At 47.7% G+C, this 15576-nt stretch carries 9 protein-coding genes; 7 read left to right on the top strand and 2 right to left on the bottom strand.

Going from position 1 to position 15576, the window contains the following annotated elements; all coding sequences use genetic code 11:
- The first annotated feature begins 137 nt into the window (after positions 1-137).
- From V6668_RS24590 to dnaI, 4 genes are all read left to right on the top strand, one after another.
- On the top strand, positions 138-1457 hold the full coding sequence (locus tag V6668_RS24590; protein ID WP_338706972.1) for a glycoside hydrolase family 125 protein: 1320 nt from the start codon (positions 138-140) through the stop codon (positions 1455-1457).
- Complete coding sequence (locus tag V6668_RS24585; RefSeq protein ID WP_338706971.1) at positions 1454-4633, top strand: beta-galactosidase; 3180 nt, start codon at positions 1454-1456, stop codon at positions 4631-4633. The genes V6668_RS24590 and V6668_RS24585 overlap by 4 nt, the downstream gene beginning before the upstream one ends.
- Positions 4630-7413, top strand: coding sequence for an alpha-mannosidase (locus V6668_RS24580; RefSeq protein ID WP_338706970.1), 2784 nt, complete (start codon positions 4630-4632; stop codon positions 7411-7413). The genes V6668_RS24585 and V6668_RS24580 overlap by 4 nt, the downstream gene beginning before the upstream one ends.
- A gap of 263 nt (positions 7414-7676) precedes the next feature.
- The gene (gene dnaI, locus V6668_RS24575; protein WP_036605787.1) at positions 7677-8627 is read left to right on the top strand and encodes a primosomal protein DnaI; all 951 of its coding nucleotides are present in this window, start codon (positions 7677-7679) and stop codon (positions 8625-8627) included.
- 180 nt (positions 8628-8807) lie between these two features.
- Here the strand turns inward: dnaI and V6668_RS24570 are convergent, their stop codons facing one another.
- The gene (locus V6668_RS24570; protein WP_017692450.1) at positions 8808-8963 is read right to left on the bottom strand and encodes a hypothetical protein; all 156 of its coding nucleotides are present in this window, start codon (positions 8961-8963) and stop codon (positions 8808-8810) included.
- A 266-nt stretch (positions 8964-9229) separates the two neighbouring features.
- Between V6668_RS24570 and trxA the strand changes: the two genes are divergently transcribed.
- Both trxA and uvrC read left to right on the top strand, forming a co-directional pair.
- Positions 9230-9547 (top strand): thioredoxin, encoded by a 318-nt coding sequence (gene trxA, locus V6668_RS24565; RefSeq protein ID WP_017692451.1) that lies wholly within the window; start codon positions 9230-9232, stop codon positions 9545-9547.
- A gap of 304 nt (positions 9548-9851) precedes the next feature.
- The gene (uvrC, locus tag V6668_RS24560; RefSeq protein ID WP_338706969.1) at positions 9852-11939 is read left to right on the top strand and encodes an excinuclease ABC subunit UvrC; all 2088 of its coding nucleotides are present in this window, start codon (positions 9852-9854) and stop codon (positions 11937-11939) included.
- Here uvrC and V6668_RS24555 read toward each other — a convergent pair.
- Positions 11908-13605 carry a type II CAAX endopeptidase family protein gene (locus tag V6668_RS24555; protein ID WP_338706968.1) on the bottom strand — a complete coding sequence of 566 codons (1698 nt, stop codon included), beginning with the start codon at positions 13603-13605 and terminating at the stop codon, positions 11908-11910. The genes uvrC and V6668_RS24555 overlap by 32 nt on opposite strands.
- A gap of 628 nt (positions 13606-14233) precedes the next feature.
- Here V6668_RS24555 and V6668_RS24550 point away from each other — a divergent pair.
- Entirely contained in the window at positions 14234-15553 is a 1320-nt protein-coding gene (locus V6668_RS24550; RefSeq protein ID WP_076329071.1) for a TrkH family potassium uptake protein, read from the top strand.
- Positions 15554-15576 lie beyond the last annotated feature (23 nt).

The raw sequence follows: 15576 nt of genomic DNA, 5'->3' as shown, positions 1-15576 counted from the left end.
TAGAAAAGGGAATCAAAAAAATCTGGGGATAACAGCGATCGGAGGATCTTTCTGACCGCGCAGTGATCCCGTGTAAATTTTTTGTTTCATCCTGTATAGCTATACCATTCAATTTGTTTAAGGAGTTGCACTCATCCATGGAACAGTTCAGATTACCCAAAATACCAATGCCGCCTGTTGGCTTGCCACAATCTATTCAGGCTGTGCTCAAAGAAGCAGAACAGAAACTGGCACACCGACCAAAACTGCTTCAATTATTCAAAAACTGCTTCCCCAACACTATAGAAACAACAACTAAGTTGATGGAGGACGGTACGACTTTTGTTATCACAGGAGATATTCCGGCTTCCTGGCTGCGTGATTCCGTGGAGCAGGTGGTACATTACATTCCGTTTGCAAAAGAAGACGAGGACCTGCAACGCATTATTGGCGGGCTGATCAAACGTCATATCCAATATGTTCACATCGATCCATATGCCAATGCCTTCAATGAGACTGCTAACGACTGGCATTGGAACACGACGGACGAGACCGAGATGTCACCTTGGGTGTGGGAACGCAAATTCGAGATTGACTCATTATGTTTTGTTGTACGTTTGGCCTATTTATATTGGAAGGAAACCGAGCTGACCGACATTTTTGATTCAAGCTTCAAAGCAGCGATGCGTAAAATCGTGGACCTGTTCAAAGTCGAACAGCATCACATGGAACAATCTCCATATCGCTTCACTCGCAATAACGGTATCCCAACAGATTCCCTGCGCAATCACGGAAAGGGTATGCCAGTCAACTACACGGGTATGATCTGGTCCGGTTTCCGTTCCAGTGATGATGCGTGTGACTTCCACTACAATATCCCTGGCAACATGTTCGCGGTTGTCGCTCTGCGCCAAATGCAGGAGTTTGCCGAGTGGGTGTTCCGGGATATGGAACTTTTGCAGGAATTGAAGGATCTGGAGCAGGACGTGGATCACGGCATTCAGTTGTATGGTATTTATCGTCATCCGGAATTTGGACCGATCTATGCGTACGAGACGGACGGTTATGGCAACCACTGTCTCATGGACGATGCGGGTACACCGGGACTTATGTCCATTCCATATCTGGGTTACGTCACAGCGGATGATCTGATCTACCAGAATACGCGCCGTTTTGCCCTGAGCAAAGAGAACCCGTTCTATTATGAGGGTAAGGTTGCCAAAGGGATCGGAAGTCCGCACACCCCACCAGATTACATCTGGCATATGGGATTGTCCATGCAAGGACTGACTGCGCAGTCTGCCGAGGAGAAACTGGAGATTATTCGCATGCTCGAAGCGACAGATGCAGATACAGGTTATATGCATGAAGGCTTCCACGCCGATGATCCAACGATTTTTACACGAAAATGGTTTGCATGGTCCAACAGCCTGTTCTCCCAGTTGGTCTACAGATCGATGAAGGATGGCCTGTTATGAGTATCCAACCTAATGATAAAAAGCTGATTATCTTCGCTGATCCTGCGTTTCCGATGGAAGGTGCTTCTCCAACTCATGAGGCTCTGAATACATGGAAAGCAGTTGAAGAGATCACCGTTGTAAACGCCGAAGAACTCGCAGAGGCTTTGAAGACCACAGCAGGTGAAGGATGTCTGGTCAATATGCATGCACCCTATTTTCCCAAGTTCGCCTGGACGGAGATTGCCGCTTACTTGCATCAGGGCGGAAGCCTGATCAGTGTGGGGGGCGCACCCTTCAAACGTCCGGTTCGATATGAAAATGGGGCATGGGTTGTAGAGTCCGAGCAGACCGCGTATCATCAGGAACTCTATATTCATGAGGCACTGAACGTATCTTCTGCCAATGTGCAATCGTACACTTCATCCGAACAGATCCCGCTTCTCACTGGGAAAGAGGGGCTGTTCGAGAAGGCAGATACATGGAATTTGGTTCCACATACAACCAAAACAAGTGATCTGCCCCACCAGATGGGGTCATCAGGACCGATGAGTACGCAGATTTATCCATTGCTTCGTGGCATGAGTAAAGACGGGCGCAGTGTCGCCGCTCCGGTCGTTCTGTGGGAAAACTCGCGCGGGACTTTCGTAGGTTCACGCTGGATGTTTGTACATCTGCCGCTGACCACCTCATTCTGGACGCAGGATGGCGCTGCCGAGATTGTGAAATGGGCGCAATTCTGTGCGCAAGGTGTAACTGAGTTATCCCTCAAAACGAATTATGCTTCGTATGAGCCAGATGAGCGGGCTATACTCACACTTCAAGGCCAGATTTTACAGCGAGCAGGGAACAGACTTACCGAGTCCGAGCTGTGGGCATTCGACATAACAGTCGAGCATGAAGATCGCACAAGTGGCACGACGGAGAAGGTATGGAGCCATCGACTGGAGATGGAACTTTCCGGTGAGCAGCGTTTCGAACGTATACTTCTCCCGGTATCCATTGAAAGTGGGCTGTATCGGATCGTATGCCAGGCGCAGGCTCCTGACGGTGAAGTTCGGACCTTGCGTCAAGGCTTCTGGGGACAGGATGCTGCACTGCTGGCAGAAGGGGAAGTGATTACCCGCAGCAGGGACTATTTTGTAAAAGACGGACGTCCTCTCCCAGTTGTGGGCATGACCTACATGACCTCCGATGTGGCACGGAAATTTCTGTTTCTGCCGAATGCGGATGTTTGGGATCGAGACATGGCTCAGATGGCAAAAGCCGGCATCAACTGGATTCGGACGGGAATCTGGACCGCCTATCGCAACATGATGCAGGTGGACGGACATATGGCAGAGGATGTGCTTCGTGCCATTGATGCATTTATTTTAACGGCAAAACGCCACGGCTTACAGGTCACATTCACCTTCTTCTCCTTTACACCGGAGACATGGGAAGGCACGAATCCGTATTTGGACCCGCAGAGTGTCGAGGCTCAGAAACGTTTTATCCGCAGCATCGTCAGTCGTCACACGCATACAACCCATGTGGACTGGGATCTGATTAATGAGCCATCGATGTTTGATCCGGTGCGCATCTTCTCGGCTGGCCCACGCTCGGCAAGGGATTCATATGAACAGCAGGCTTATATCACTTGGCTTGAGCAGCGGCATCAGACAATTGAAGCGTTGCAGGAGGCATGGAACATGTCACCGAAGCAGCTTCCGAACTTTGCAGCCGCGGCTATCCCCGAGGCGGAAGAGATTAATTTTGATGTACAGGACATGCACAAGGCCAAAAAGGGAACACGCTGGCTCGATTACTGTCTCTTCTCTATGGAGATGCACAATGTTTGGGCAAGAGAGCTTGTAGGTACGATCAAGGATCTGGTACCGAATCATCTGGTCACTGTGGGACAGGACGAAGCCCTTGGTGCACAGCGTCCTTCGCCTTTCTTCTATGAACGTGAAGTGGATTATACAACCGTGCACTCCTGGTGGTTAAACGATGATCTGATCTGGGATGGCATTTTCGCTAAAACGCCACATAAGCCAAATCTCATTCAGGAGACGGGCATCATGTATGTGGAAACCCCCGATGGGCGAGCTAAGCGTACGGAAGAGGAGCTTCGTGGTATTCTCGAACGAAAGTACGCCTATGCTTTCTCGACAGGCGGCGCTGGCGCCGTGCAATGGATCTGGAACACCAACTTTTATATGGATAATGCCAATGAGTCCCATATTGGGGCCCTTCGTGCAGATGGTACGGAGAAACCCGAGGCGGATGTGTCTTATGATTTTGGCCGATTCATGGATGGCATTCGTGATCTCTTTGAAGACCGCGATCTGGAGGATATTGCAGTGGTGTTCCCGTATTCCAATGACTTCTCCAACCGTGCCCTCGCCTATGATGCCACAACAAAGCTTACTCGCGTGATGTCTTATGATCTGAAATTGCCATTCCGTGCGTTATCCGAATATCATCTGGAAGCGTTGGAGCAGCAGCCACCGAAACTGATTATCGTACCGAGTCCGCACAATATGGAGAGCGATGCACTTCAACAATTGCTCACGTTTGCGGAGAAGGAAGGCACGAGCCTGCTCATTACAGGGCCGCTGGGACTGGACGCATACTGGAAGGCAACTGACCGGGCCGATCATATCGTAGGTAAACGCAGTCTGGGTAACGTACAGCGGGAAGAACTGCTGAATATTAATGGCGTGAATCACCGGGTGACCTATGGACGGCGTCGTATCGCCGAGGTGGTAAAGGAGACGTTGCTTCACGGGGATAAAGGTACAGCAGATGAAGTACACGTTCTGCCTTTGGGCAAAGGGAAATTAATCTGGACTCCACTGCCGCTCGAGTTAAATGGACGGGACGAGCCACTTGCTGAATTGTATCGTTATGCAACCGAGATTTCGGGCATCGAACAGGAGTTGGAATGGATATCTGGCGGGGATATCGCTGGGATCTACGGCCGGAAGTTGAGTTTTCCAAAAGGAAATCTGTATGTATTTGTATCGGAGTTTGCCTTGAACCATGAAGTTCACGTGAGAGATCAACGTACAGGTGTATCGTATGCGTTCCAACTGGAAAAAAATCGTTCGGTGCTGTTTGCCACGGATGCTTCCGGAAAGCTGACTACGGTGTATCGCCCTGATGAGGTTGAGATTGTACAACAAGATGAAAGAGGTGGGATAACACGATGACCAAGAAAAAGAGAGCACATATTATTTCGCATACCCACTGGGATCGGGAATGGTACTTGCCGTATGAGAAGCATCATATGCGTCTTATTCAGCTCGTCGATTCACTGTTGGATCAGCTTGATGAGGGATCGGACTATAAAAGCTTTTATTTGGATGGACAAACGATTATTATCGATGACTATCTTCAGGTTCGACCGGAGCAGAAGGAAAGACTGGAGAAGCATATCCGCAATGGGCGGATTGTGATTGGACCATGGTACATTTTGCAGGATGCGTTTCTGACGAGCGGAGAAGCCAATGTGCGCAACATGCAGGTTGGACATAAGGACGCCAAACGTTACGGCACCCCTTCGAAAATTGGTTACTTTCCCGATACATTTGGATTGGTCGGGCAGACTCCACAGCTGATGCAGCAATCAGGCATTGATAATGTGTTTTTTGGACGTGGTGTGAAGCCGACGGGATTTAACAATACGGTATCGGATGCCGGATATGAATCAAGCTTCTCGGAGCTGATGTGGGAAGGACCAGACGGATCAAAAGTGCTCGGCGTATTGTTTGCCAACTGGTACTCCAACGGAAATGAAGTTCCAGTAGACGAGGAATCGGCCCGCAAGTTCTGGGAAACCAAGCTTGCAGATGCCGAGAAATATGCATCGACCAATGAGTTGTTGTACATGAACGGATGTGATCACCAGCCGATTCAGCGAGATCTGCCAGAAGCGATTCGCATGGCTGAACAATTACATCCCGATATCGAGTTCATTCACTCCAACTTTCCGGATTATCTGGAAGCTTTGAGAGCATCGTCTGAACATGAACTGTCCACGGTCAAAGGAGAACTGCGCAGCCAGCGTACCGATGGCTGGGGAACTCTGGTGAACACCGCCTCGGCTCGTGTGTATCTGAAACAGATGAACCAGCTGGGCCAGACTATGCTGGAAAAAGTGGCTGAACCCCTGGCATCCTACGCCTATCTGCTTGGACATGCCTATCCACATGATCAACTGACGTATGCCTGGAAAACGCTGATGCAAAATCATCCGCATGACAGCATCTGTGGATGCAGTGTGGATGAGGTGCATCGCGAGATGGTGACACGGTTTGATAAGAGCCGTCATGTAGCAGAGGCTTTAATTGAAGAGAGCACCAGCCAGATTACTACAGCTGTCGATACCTCCATATTTGAGCGTTACGGCGAGCAGGCTCGACCTGTTGTGGTATTTAATACAACGGGTTGGGAACGCAGCGGTGTAGTTCAGATGGAACTGGACGCGGCTCGGTTGTATTTCCGGGATGGACATACGTTGGAAGAGATGGCGACGCAGATGAAAGCCGTTGACCTGTCAGACCGCGTACTTGTAGATGAAAATGGTAACCACATTCCATGTACGGTGGAGGATCTGGGTCTGCAATTTGGCTATGATCTGCCGGATGATCGCTTCCGCCAGCCGTATAGCTGTCGGCGCGTTCGTATTCGTTTTGAAGTAGAGCATGTAGCTGCGTTGGGCTTGAAGACTTATGCTTTGGTCAACTTTGCGGATGATGCTAAGAGTGGTGCTCCGTCGAGAACAACTACGCTGTTGCGTGGTGAACGTGGCATGGAGAATCAATATTTGATCGTCACGATTGCAGACAACGGTTCATTCACAATCACGGATAAACGAACAGGTCGGACTTATAAGGACCTTGGGGTGTACGAAAATGTGGGTGATATCGGTAATGAATACATGTTCAAGCAACCAGAGAATGAAGTGGCGCGAACAACACACGAGCTTCAGGCCGAGATTCGGGTCCTTGAGGATATATCATACTTGGCCTCGTTTGAAGTGATTCATCATTGGGAAATACCGGAGTCTGCGGATGAGATGCTGGATCAGGAACAACGGGAGCTGATTTATTATCCATACCGTAAAGCCCAGCGTTCAACTAAAATGATTCCGCTCCAAATTCGTACAGTGATATCACTGAGTCGTAATGGAAAAGGAGTACAAATGGAAACAACCTTCAACAATCAGGCGAAGGATCATCGGGTGCGTGCTCTTTTCCCAACGGATCTTGTATCTGCTGTTCATCATGTGGATTCCATGTTCGAAATTGCAACGCGTGATAACAAGCCTGCACCGGAGTGGCAAAATCCAAGCAATACACAGCATCAACAGAATTTTGTGGATGTGAGTGAAAAAGAGGCGGGATTGGTCGTAGCCAATCTGGGTCTGAATGAATATGAAGTCCTTCAAGATGGACGTAACACCATCGCCGTAACGCTGCTTCGTGCTGTGGGCGAACTCGGAGACTGGGGTTTGTTCCCGACACCGGAAGCACAATGCCTTGGTGAACATACATTTCAGATCGAGATCATTCCCCACGATGGCAATGGTGCAGCGTCAGGTGCATATATCGAGGCCTATCAGTTCCAGGTTCCTTGGACGCTGGCACAAACCGAAGTACACACGGGTTATCTGACACCTAACAACACACCGTTTGCATGGCAAGGAGACGGCTTGGCTTTTTCTTCACTCAAGGTCAATGAAGATTCCGGCGATGTCATGTTACGCTGGTTCAATATGACCACCGACTCTGCCACGTTGAAGCTTGCAACATCACAAGCGAATCCGCAGCCATTCGAAACGGCATACAAAAGCAACATCCTGGAGGAAGAGGGCGAAATACTTCATCTCAACAGCATAGAAGAGGCATCAACATTATCATTTGCCACCAAGGAATGGAACATACAGACAGATTCATGCGAGATCGTTACTGTCGGCTTGCGCCGCTGATCAAAGTTGTTTAAAGAGTCGAAAAACAGACTTTTGAACACACACTAAAAGGTACAGGACTGCAAGTGTACTATAAACTAGGCATTACGTACGGTGGCAGAAGGGTTACGCTATTTACCAGATCTATGAGTTGAGTTATTGGTTGTTTTTCTATAGAATGAACAGTAGAATTGCAAATGATCGAAAGTTCCTATGCCATCAAGATGGTCAGGGGTACACTTCATTGTTCATTCTATATTGAAACATTAAGGGGGCTTGAAGCCATGGAATCCTTGGGAGGACTGCTTCAGCAGCTGAACCCTGCCTTTCGTGAGCAATCGCGGCGGATTGCGGCGGAATTGATGGAAAATCCGTATGTACGTGAATTCCGCGCAGGTCATCCTGAACTGCAAGATGCACAGCTCATGACCGATCTGAGCAAGCTGTTTCAGTACGCCAAAGACTCTAAGAACTGTGCGAATTGCCCAGGACTCGACAACTGCCCTAACGATTTTCAGGGCCACTTTTGCAAACTGGAAGTAGAACATTTTAACGGTAAACCCGAAATCATAGATATAAAAGCACCTTGTTCCAAACATATCGCCCGGCAAAATGAACATATTATTAAGCAACGCATTCGCAGTTTCTATGTGGACGAGCGTGCGCTCAGTGCCGGATACAACGATGTGGAGATTATGGGTAAGGATCGGATGCGTGCTCCGGCAGTGAATCAGGTGCTTCGGTATATTAGCGAGACCAAGGAGAACGGATTATCTCCGCAAGGACTGTTTCTGGAAGGAACATTCGGGACGGGCAAGACGTTTCTGATGTGTTACCTGTTGCATGAACTGGCGGTTGCAGGCCACACGGGTGTCATTATTTATATGCCTGACTTTGTGGAGGATCTGAAATCCATGATCAGTGAAGGGCAGAAGCTGAAGGAAATGACGGATATTTTGAAAAGTTGTGATCTGCTCATCTTTGATGATATCGGGGCAGAGAATCTGAACCCTTGGGTTCGGGATCATGTGATGGGGTCCATTTTGAACTATCGGATGAATCGCAAACCAACGTTCTATACGTCCAATTACAATCTGGATGGGCTAGAGAAACATCTTAGTTTCACCAATCGGGACGGCGAGGAAATGAATAAAGGCCAGCGTCTCATGGACCGGATTCGTCCATTTGTGGATGTTATCTCCGTTCGGGGTGAGAATCAGCGCGGTAAACGTTAAACCGATCTAATTGAACCAAAAGGTTCTGGACAAGGTTAATCTTCAAATTATCGGTGGAGCTTACGATTTAGAAGCTGAGCTGATTGTAATCAAAAGCTAAAGTAGTCCCAAAAAAAGCCTGGCTTTCGCATTGTCGCGAAAACCGGGCTTTTCTGGTCCTGCGTGAGACCTGTGAGTGTCCTATTCGGTGAGGAATTTGAAGATAACCATACCGAAAAAGATCACTGTCATCAGGCCAGCCATGCCGGCAACACCCGCGATCAGATCAAATAGATCGTTGCGGGGTTCCTCGTTCACATGTTCACGCGGGTCGCTGATCCGCACATTTGCATCCATGTTATTGCCTCCTTATGGGGAAACAGCTTGCCCGTATGGGAGGGGCTGAAACCCGGAGTAATTTTAGTATACTTGGAAAAGAAAGCGTTTGTAAAGATTTTGCAGTTAGTATGCTACATCCTGTAATTGTGAAGATTTGATGTTGGGAAGATGAACATTGCAGCGTTCAATTCACAAGTTTGACGTACCTGTGTTATACTGGAAGTGTCGTTCACGACGTTACAGGTTAAAATAAAACCGTAAGTATATATAAGGAGGACAATTTCATGGCTATTGTTAACGTATCCGATCAATCCTTCAACGCTGAAGTAGAAGGCGAAGGAACGGTTCTTGTTGATTTCTGGGCGCCTTGGTGTGGTCCTTGTAAAATGCTCGCTCCAATCCTGGAAGAGCTGTCCACAGAAGTTGGCGATGCAGTGAAAATTGCTAAAGTTAACGTGGATGAAAATCCGGAATCAGCTTCCCGCTTTGGCGTAATGAGCATTCCAACTTTGATCTTCTTCAAAGACGGTCAACCGGTAGATAAAGTGGTTGGTCTGAACTCGAAAGATGCGCTCAAAGGAATTATCGCAAAACACCAATAATTTACAGGCTTACACATACGCCTCCGGTTTACATGCCGGGGGCGTTTTGCGTCGAATACCTTTATATAGGACAATATAAAGTATACTATTTATATAAAATGAAACTGGAAATTTACATGTTAACGGAGAGGACAGAAATGAGCTGTAGAAGCGAAGCGTTCGCCTTTATCACCGGATTTTCCCTTTTAAAAAAGGGAATCGAAAAAATTTGGGGATAACAGCGATCGAAAGGTCATTCTGTCATCGGAGTAACTCATGTAAGGTGAGAATTTCAGCTTTTTCGGGAAGGAGGATTCACCGAATTATGGATCAATTCATCAATGATTTGCAGGATCAGGAGAAAGCATTGGAGCAGATTCGCCACAAGCTCGCTTTGCTGCCAGACATGTCGGGATGTTACCTGATGAAGAACAGTGAAGGCACCATTATCTATGTAGGTAAGGCTAAAGTGCTGAAGAACCGCGTACGCTCTTATTTTATCGGCAGTCATAACGGAAAGACTCAGCGTCTGGTGTCCGAAATCCGTGATTTCGAATATATCGTGACGGGCAGTAACATGGAAGCACTCATTCTGGAGTGTAACCTGATCAAGAAACATATGCCGCGGTACAACGTGTTGCTTAAGGATGACAAGACATTCCCATATCTTAAAATTACAAATGAAAAGCACCCCCGGCTGGAAGTAACCCGGCGTGTGCTGAAAGATAAAGCCAAATACTTCGGACCTTATCCGAACTCGTATGCGGCACACCAAACGAAAAAACTGCTCGACCGCATGTATCCACTGCGCAAATGTGGTGTAATGCCCAAAGAAGTGTGCCTCTATTATCACATGGGACAGTGTCTTGCCCCTTGTGTGAAGGAAGTGGAGAAGGAGCAGTACGACCAGATTTCCCAAGAGATTGGTTCATTTCTGAGCGGTGGTCACGAAGAGATTAAGAAGGATTTGCAGCGTAAGATGCAAGAGGCTGCGGAGGATCTTTATTTTGAACGTGCCAAGGAACTGCGCGACCAGGTAATCGCCATTGATGCGATGATGGAAAAACAGAAAATTACGATGGCCGATGCCAGAGACCGTGATGTATTTGGTTTTGCCATTGATAAAGGCTGGATGTGTGTCCAGATTCTATATATGCGTCAGGGTAAAATGATTGAACGTCACGTATCAACCTTCCCGTTTTACGGTGAGGCGTACAGTGATTTCATGTCCTATGTAACACAGTATTACAGCGATAATCCGGCATTGCCACAAGAGATTTTGCTGCCGGAAATGCCCAAGGATATGTCAACCGGAGACGAAAGTACAGATACGGTATCTGATGCAGACGGAACAGCATCTGCCGCAGTTACGGTAGAATTCGAGCAGACGGGACAAGTGGAGCACAGTAACGCTTCCCAACCACTGGTTGCTGAGACTCGTGCAGCTTACGGAGGTTCCACTGAGGCAGAAGGTGAACAACCTGACAGTATGCAAGAGGATGCTCCAATAACGGATACAACTGATTCAACTGAAAAGCTTCTATCAGGACTGGAAGACCCAACTCAGGTTGCTGCTGCTTTACAGGAGTGGTTGGAGATTAAAGTGCTCATTCCGCAACGTGGATTGAAACGCCAGATGATCACCATGGCCGTGGACAACGCACGTGTGGCATTGGAAGAGAAGTTCCGTTTGATTGAGCGAAATGAAGAACGGACATCCAAAGCTGCCGAAGGACTGGGACGCTTTATTGGATTGGACCAGCTTCACCGTATTGAAGCGTTTGATAACTCGAACATTCAGGGTACGAACCCGGTATCTGCCATGATCGTATTTACCGATGGTAAACCGGATAAGAAGGAATATCGGAAGTACAAGGTCCGTTCGGTTGAAGGGCCGGATGATTATGAAACGATGAGAGAGGTCATCCGTCGCCGTTACGAGCGGGTATTAAAAGAAAACCTGACCCAGCCTGACCTGATTGTGGTTGATGGTGGTAAAGGACAGATATCGGCTGCGGTCGATATTTTGGAAAATGAGCTGGGGCTGTTTATTCCGGTATGCGGTCTGGTGAAGGATGCCAAGCATAAGACTTCGCAGTTGATGATCGGTAATCCACCGGAAGTCATCTCCCTGCCACGGGATAGTCAGGAATTCTACCTGTTGCAGCGGATACAAGAAGAGGTCCACCGTTTTGCGATCTCGTTCCACCGCGAGCAGCGGGGTAAATCGATGGTGACGTCCCGTTTGGATGCCATTCCGGGGATCGGAGAGAAGCGGCGTAAGCTGCTGTTGAAGCATTTTGGCTCTTTACGCAAAATAAAAGAGGCCAGCGTCGAAGACTTCCGGCCTCTATCTATTGGTGACAAATTGGCAAATCAGATTATTGCAGCACTTCGGGATGAGGAGTCGTAACATACGGCTTCTCTTTTTGTTTTGGATTGAATTTGTAGACCACATATCCAACAATGGCCGGGAGTACAATCCAGAAGAGTCCAGCAGCCATATTGAGGGCATCGCCCATAAAGATCAGGCTGAGTCCCATCAGTAAGCTGTCGAAGATCACATGAGCGAATACAACGGCAATGAAGCCGTGACGCAGCATGATCAGACTGAACAGCAATCCAATCACCATCAGCTCAATGGGACGGGTGATTACTGGATAGATCGGATACAATGTGTGTCCAAGTGCCCAAATGATGGTTGGGATCAGACATGCGATAAACGTATTACGCACAATCTTCTGCATCATACGAATGCCGAACAGTCGATAAACAGTTTCTTCACCAATACCGGCCATCCAGGCCATAATCGGGAAGATCCATGCGTAGCTCATATTAAATGTAGATTGATCTGCTGACGTCGTTGACCATGTGCCAATGCTTCGCTCTAGTATGAAGAACAGGATGGATTGCACACCCAGTAGAATGAATGCCCACAGGTAACCAGCATACATACTGTGAAGTACATATTTTCCGTATCCCGGTTCTTTGGCACGAGGCCAAGGGTTCAGACCGATTTTACGCCACATGCCGTCACCGGCAACGAGGGATAGATAGATGGTTGCACTCATGACCAGTGTAATGCCTATCTGAAATAACATCAGGAACGCTAACATGAAGTTGGAGAATCCCTGTGCCTGGAGCAGAGGAATCATGTTCAGCGTGCCAATCACCGAAGCTGCGAAATACACCACCGAGAGAATGATCCCGCGTTTGAAAGACGTATGTGTTCGGGTCAGAATGCTATAGATGATTGCCAGCACGCCCAGAACAAGGGTCAGGAACGCATAGCCGCCATAGGTCATCCAGTTGGCTTGACGCGTCTGAGCTTTCACATAATCGGTATGGGATTCAGGGACCGAGAAGCCAGGATCGAACGATCGTACTGAACCCTCTTCAAACGTAAAGTTCAGTTCCAGCTTGGAGTCTCCAATGGCTTTTGCAGAATCTGTATACTTCAGTCCCGCTTCACCATCGCGAGTATCCAGTTGAAGAGTCGGCACTTCATAACCGAATTCGGTCAGAACGCCAGCCGCGAGCTGTTGTTTCTCGTCCAGAGACATATTGCCTTCGGCAAGCACTTGCGATGTGGTCACTTTCCCAGTGCTTTGTTCTGCCTCAATGGCGGTATAGAGTGAAGAAGGAAGTTCCCGTTTGAAGCCGACGACTTTTCCTGTTTTCATATGTACGTCAACATTAAGATAACCGCCCTTGTCTTGATCAGGCAAACGAACGCGGAATACATCGTAAGGATAGCTTGTTTCCCATTTCTGGTTATAGGTATCAAGTTGTTTGGTTTTGGCCATATACCCGTAGATATCTGAATGTGTCTGGTAGGTTACCAGGTTTTTTGCATCATCATTTGGCAGTGTATAGTCATTCACAGAAGCTGCGAATGATCGTGCGGATTGCTTCGCCTGCTCCTTGGTTATGAAGGACGTAGACGAAATTTCTGTCGTTTGTGATGAGGTAGCAGGAAAGATCTGAAATACAAAAAATAGAATCAGGCCAATCGCCGCAAGCAACCCCAGCCGCTTGAAGTTAGCCTTGAGTTGCAAAGGCTGCCCTAAGGGATTCATGTAATGGTGTTCCTCCTTTATTGATAGAGGTAGTTCAAAAAGTCCGCTTTTGATTACGAAGTTTGCCTAACGGCATCATCAGCATCGAATATGGAATTCAGCCGAAATGTCCGTTGCTCACGTAGCTCGATCTACGCTCCGCTACTCCATTTCTATCTTCATCCCATCTTCTTGGTACTGAAAACCGCCCTTTTTGAACACGCACTAATATGGATATTAAAGTTAACATAGCACAGGCCAAGCACCGAATGCCAATGATGTAACGAAAACAGGTGTAAATCCTTGAAAATGAATGAAAAGGACCGAAAGAATCTGATCCATCCGTCGCCATATCTGAGTTCTTCCCTTTTTGGCTGAATTCGATCCGATTTACACAAAAAACGTTTTGTCTACAAACGTCGCAGCGCTTATAATTTTGAAACAAATGTGCAATGATTCGCATGTCTTTCGCCCAACAAGGGAACGAATAGGATATATTCCAACTTCATTATATATGTCGTTTTAATCTGAATCATACTTGTTTAACGTTTGGGAACAGCATTTCAAATGAAGAAGGCTCCACGGGTGTGGAGTTATTTTCATTTCAGAAGAGGTGGAAGATACTCAAGTGAAACTGAATGTGCAATGGATGCGATTATCGCCACCCCGTATTCTTGTGTTAGGGTTTGCTGGCATCATATTGGTAGGCACACTGCTGTTAATGCTTCCGGCATCCAACCGTAACGGTGACAGTCTTGCATTTATTGATGCGCTCTTTACAGCAACTTCGGCTGTTTGTGTCACTGGTTTGGTTGTGGTCGATACAGGGACTCATTTCTCGGTGCTGGGTCAGGTTGTGATCGCGATTCTGATTCAGATTGGCGGACTGGGCTTCATGACAATGTCCACATTGGTTGCTATTGCGTTCAAACGGCGGATCTCGCTCAGGGAGAGGTTGATTCTACAGGAAGCGATGAACCAGAGCACGATGGAGGGCATCGTCCGGCTCATTCGTAAAGTTGTGATCTACTCACTCATTATCGAAGGCATATGTGGCACACTGTTTGCCATCCGCTGGTCGTTCGACATGCCGGTTGGGCAGGCGATCTATTATGGCTATTGGCATGCGATCTCGATGTTTAACAATGCGGGCTTTGATATGTTTGGGGATTTCCGCAGTCTGACCGGTTATGTGTATGACCCGTTGGTTAATTTTACAGCAATGTTCCTGATTGTCTCTGGCGGTATCGGTTTTGTGGTGTTGTCAGACCTGGTGGATTACCGCAAAACGCGGAAGTTGTCTCTGCACTCCAAAGTTGTACTGTTAATGACTGGATTGTTGATTGTGTTTGGTGCACTTGTCATTTTCGTATTTGAATTTAGCAATCCACGGACACTGGGTGGCCTGAACTGGGGTGGCAAAATTCTCGGTTCATTCTTCCAGTCCGTTACGCCGCGAACAGCAGGAGCCAATACGGTAGATATTGCCGGACTCAGGCAGGCAACACAGTTCTTTATGATCATCCTGATGTTTATTGGTGCTTCGCCGGGTTCTACCGGAGGCGGGATCAAAACAACGACATTTATGATTATGGCTGGAGCGGTCATCGCCATGATGCGTGGACGTGAAGATATCGTGTTTTTCCGCTACCGGCTCGTACAGGAACGGATCTTCAAGGCGCTTACCATTACATTGCTGGCGCTTTTGTTCATCATAGCTGTAACGATGGCATTAAGTACCACAGAAGACGCCAGTTTTATGATGATCTTATTTGAAACGACATCGGCCTTTGGTACCGTTGGATTATCGCTCGGACTGACGCTGAAACTGACTACATTGGGCAAACTCCTGATCTGTTTTACGATGTTTGCAGGAAGGCTTGGACCGATTACATTAGCGTATGCACTTGGGCAGAAAAAGGGTAAAGAGTTATACAGGTATCCGGAAGGCAAAATGATTATTGGATAAATCTATTTTTAGTGAGTTTTGAA

The sequence above is a fragment of the Paenibacillus amylolyticus genome (genome assembly GCF_036894225.1).
GTDB classification, from domain to species: Bacteria; Bacillota; Bacilli; order Paenibacillales; family Paenibacillaceae; genus Paenibacillus; species Paenibacillus amylolyticus.
This window is presented reverse-complemented; position numbering and strand designations above follow the sequence as displayed.

Coding starts and splice junctions, on each gene's coding strand:
- V6668_RS24590 (WP_338706972.1), top strand. CDS start 138: ATGGAACAGTTCAGATTACCCAAAATACCAATGCCGCCTGTTGGCTTG.
- V6668_RS24585 (WP_338706971.1), top strand. CDS start 1,454: ATGAGTATCCAACCTAATGATAAAAAGCTGATTATCTTCGCTGATCCT.
- V6668_RS24580 (WP_338706970.1), top strand. CDS start 4,630: ATGACCAAGAAAAAGAGAGCACATATTATTTCGCATACCCACTGGGAT.
- dnaI (WP_036605787.1), top strand. CDS start 7,677: ATGGAATCCTTGGGAGGACTGCTTCAGCAGCTGAACCCTGCCTTTCGT.
- V6668_RS24570 (WP_017692450.1), bottom strand. CDS start 8,963: ATGGATGCAAATGTGCGGATCAGCGACCCGCGTGAACATGTGAACGAG.
- trxA (WP_017692451.1), top strand. CDS start 9,230: ATGGCTATTGTTAACGTATCCGATCAATCCTTCAACGCTGAAGTAGAA.
- uvrC (WP_338706969.1), top strand. CDS start 9,852: ATGGATCAATTCATCAATGATTTGCAGGATCAGGAGAAAGCATTGGAG.
- V6668_RS24555 (WP_338706968.1), bottom strand. CDS start 13,605: ATGAATCCCTTAGGGCAGCCTTTGCAACTCAAGGCTAACTTCAAGCGG.
- V6668_RS24550 (WP_076329071.1), top strand. CDS start 14,234: ATGCGATTATCGCCACCCCGTATTCTTGTGTTAGGGTTTGCTGGCATC.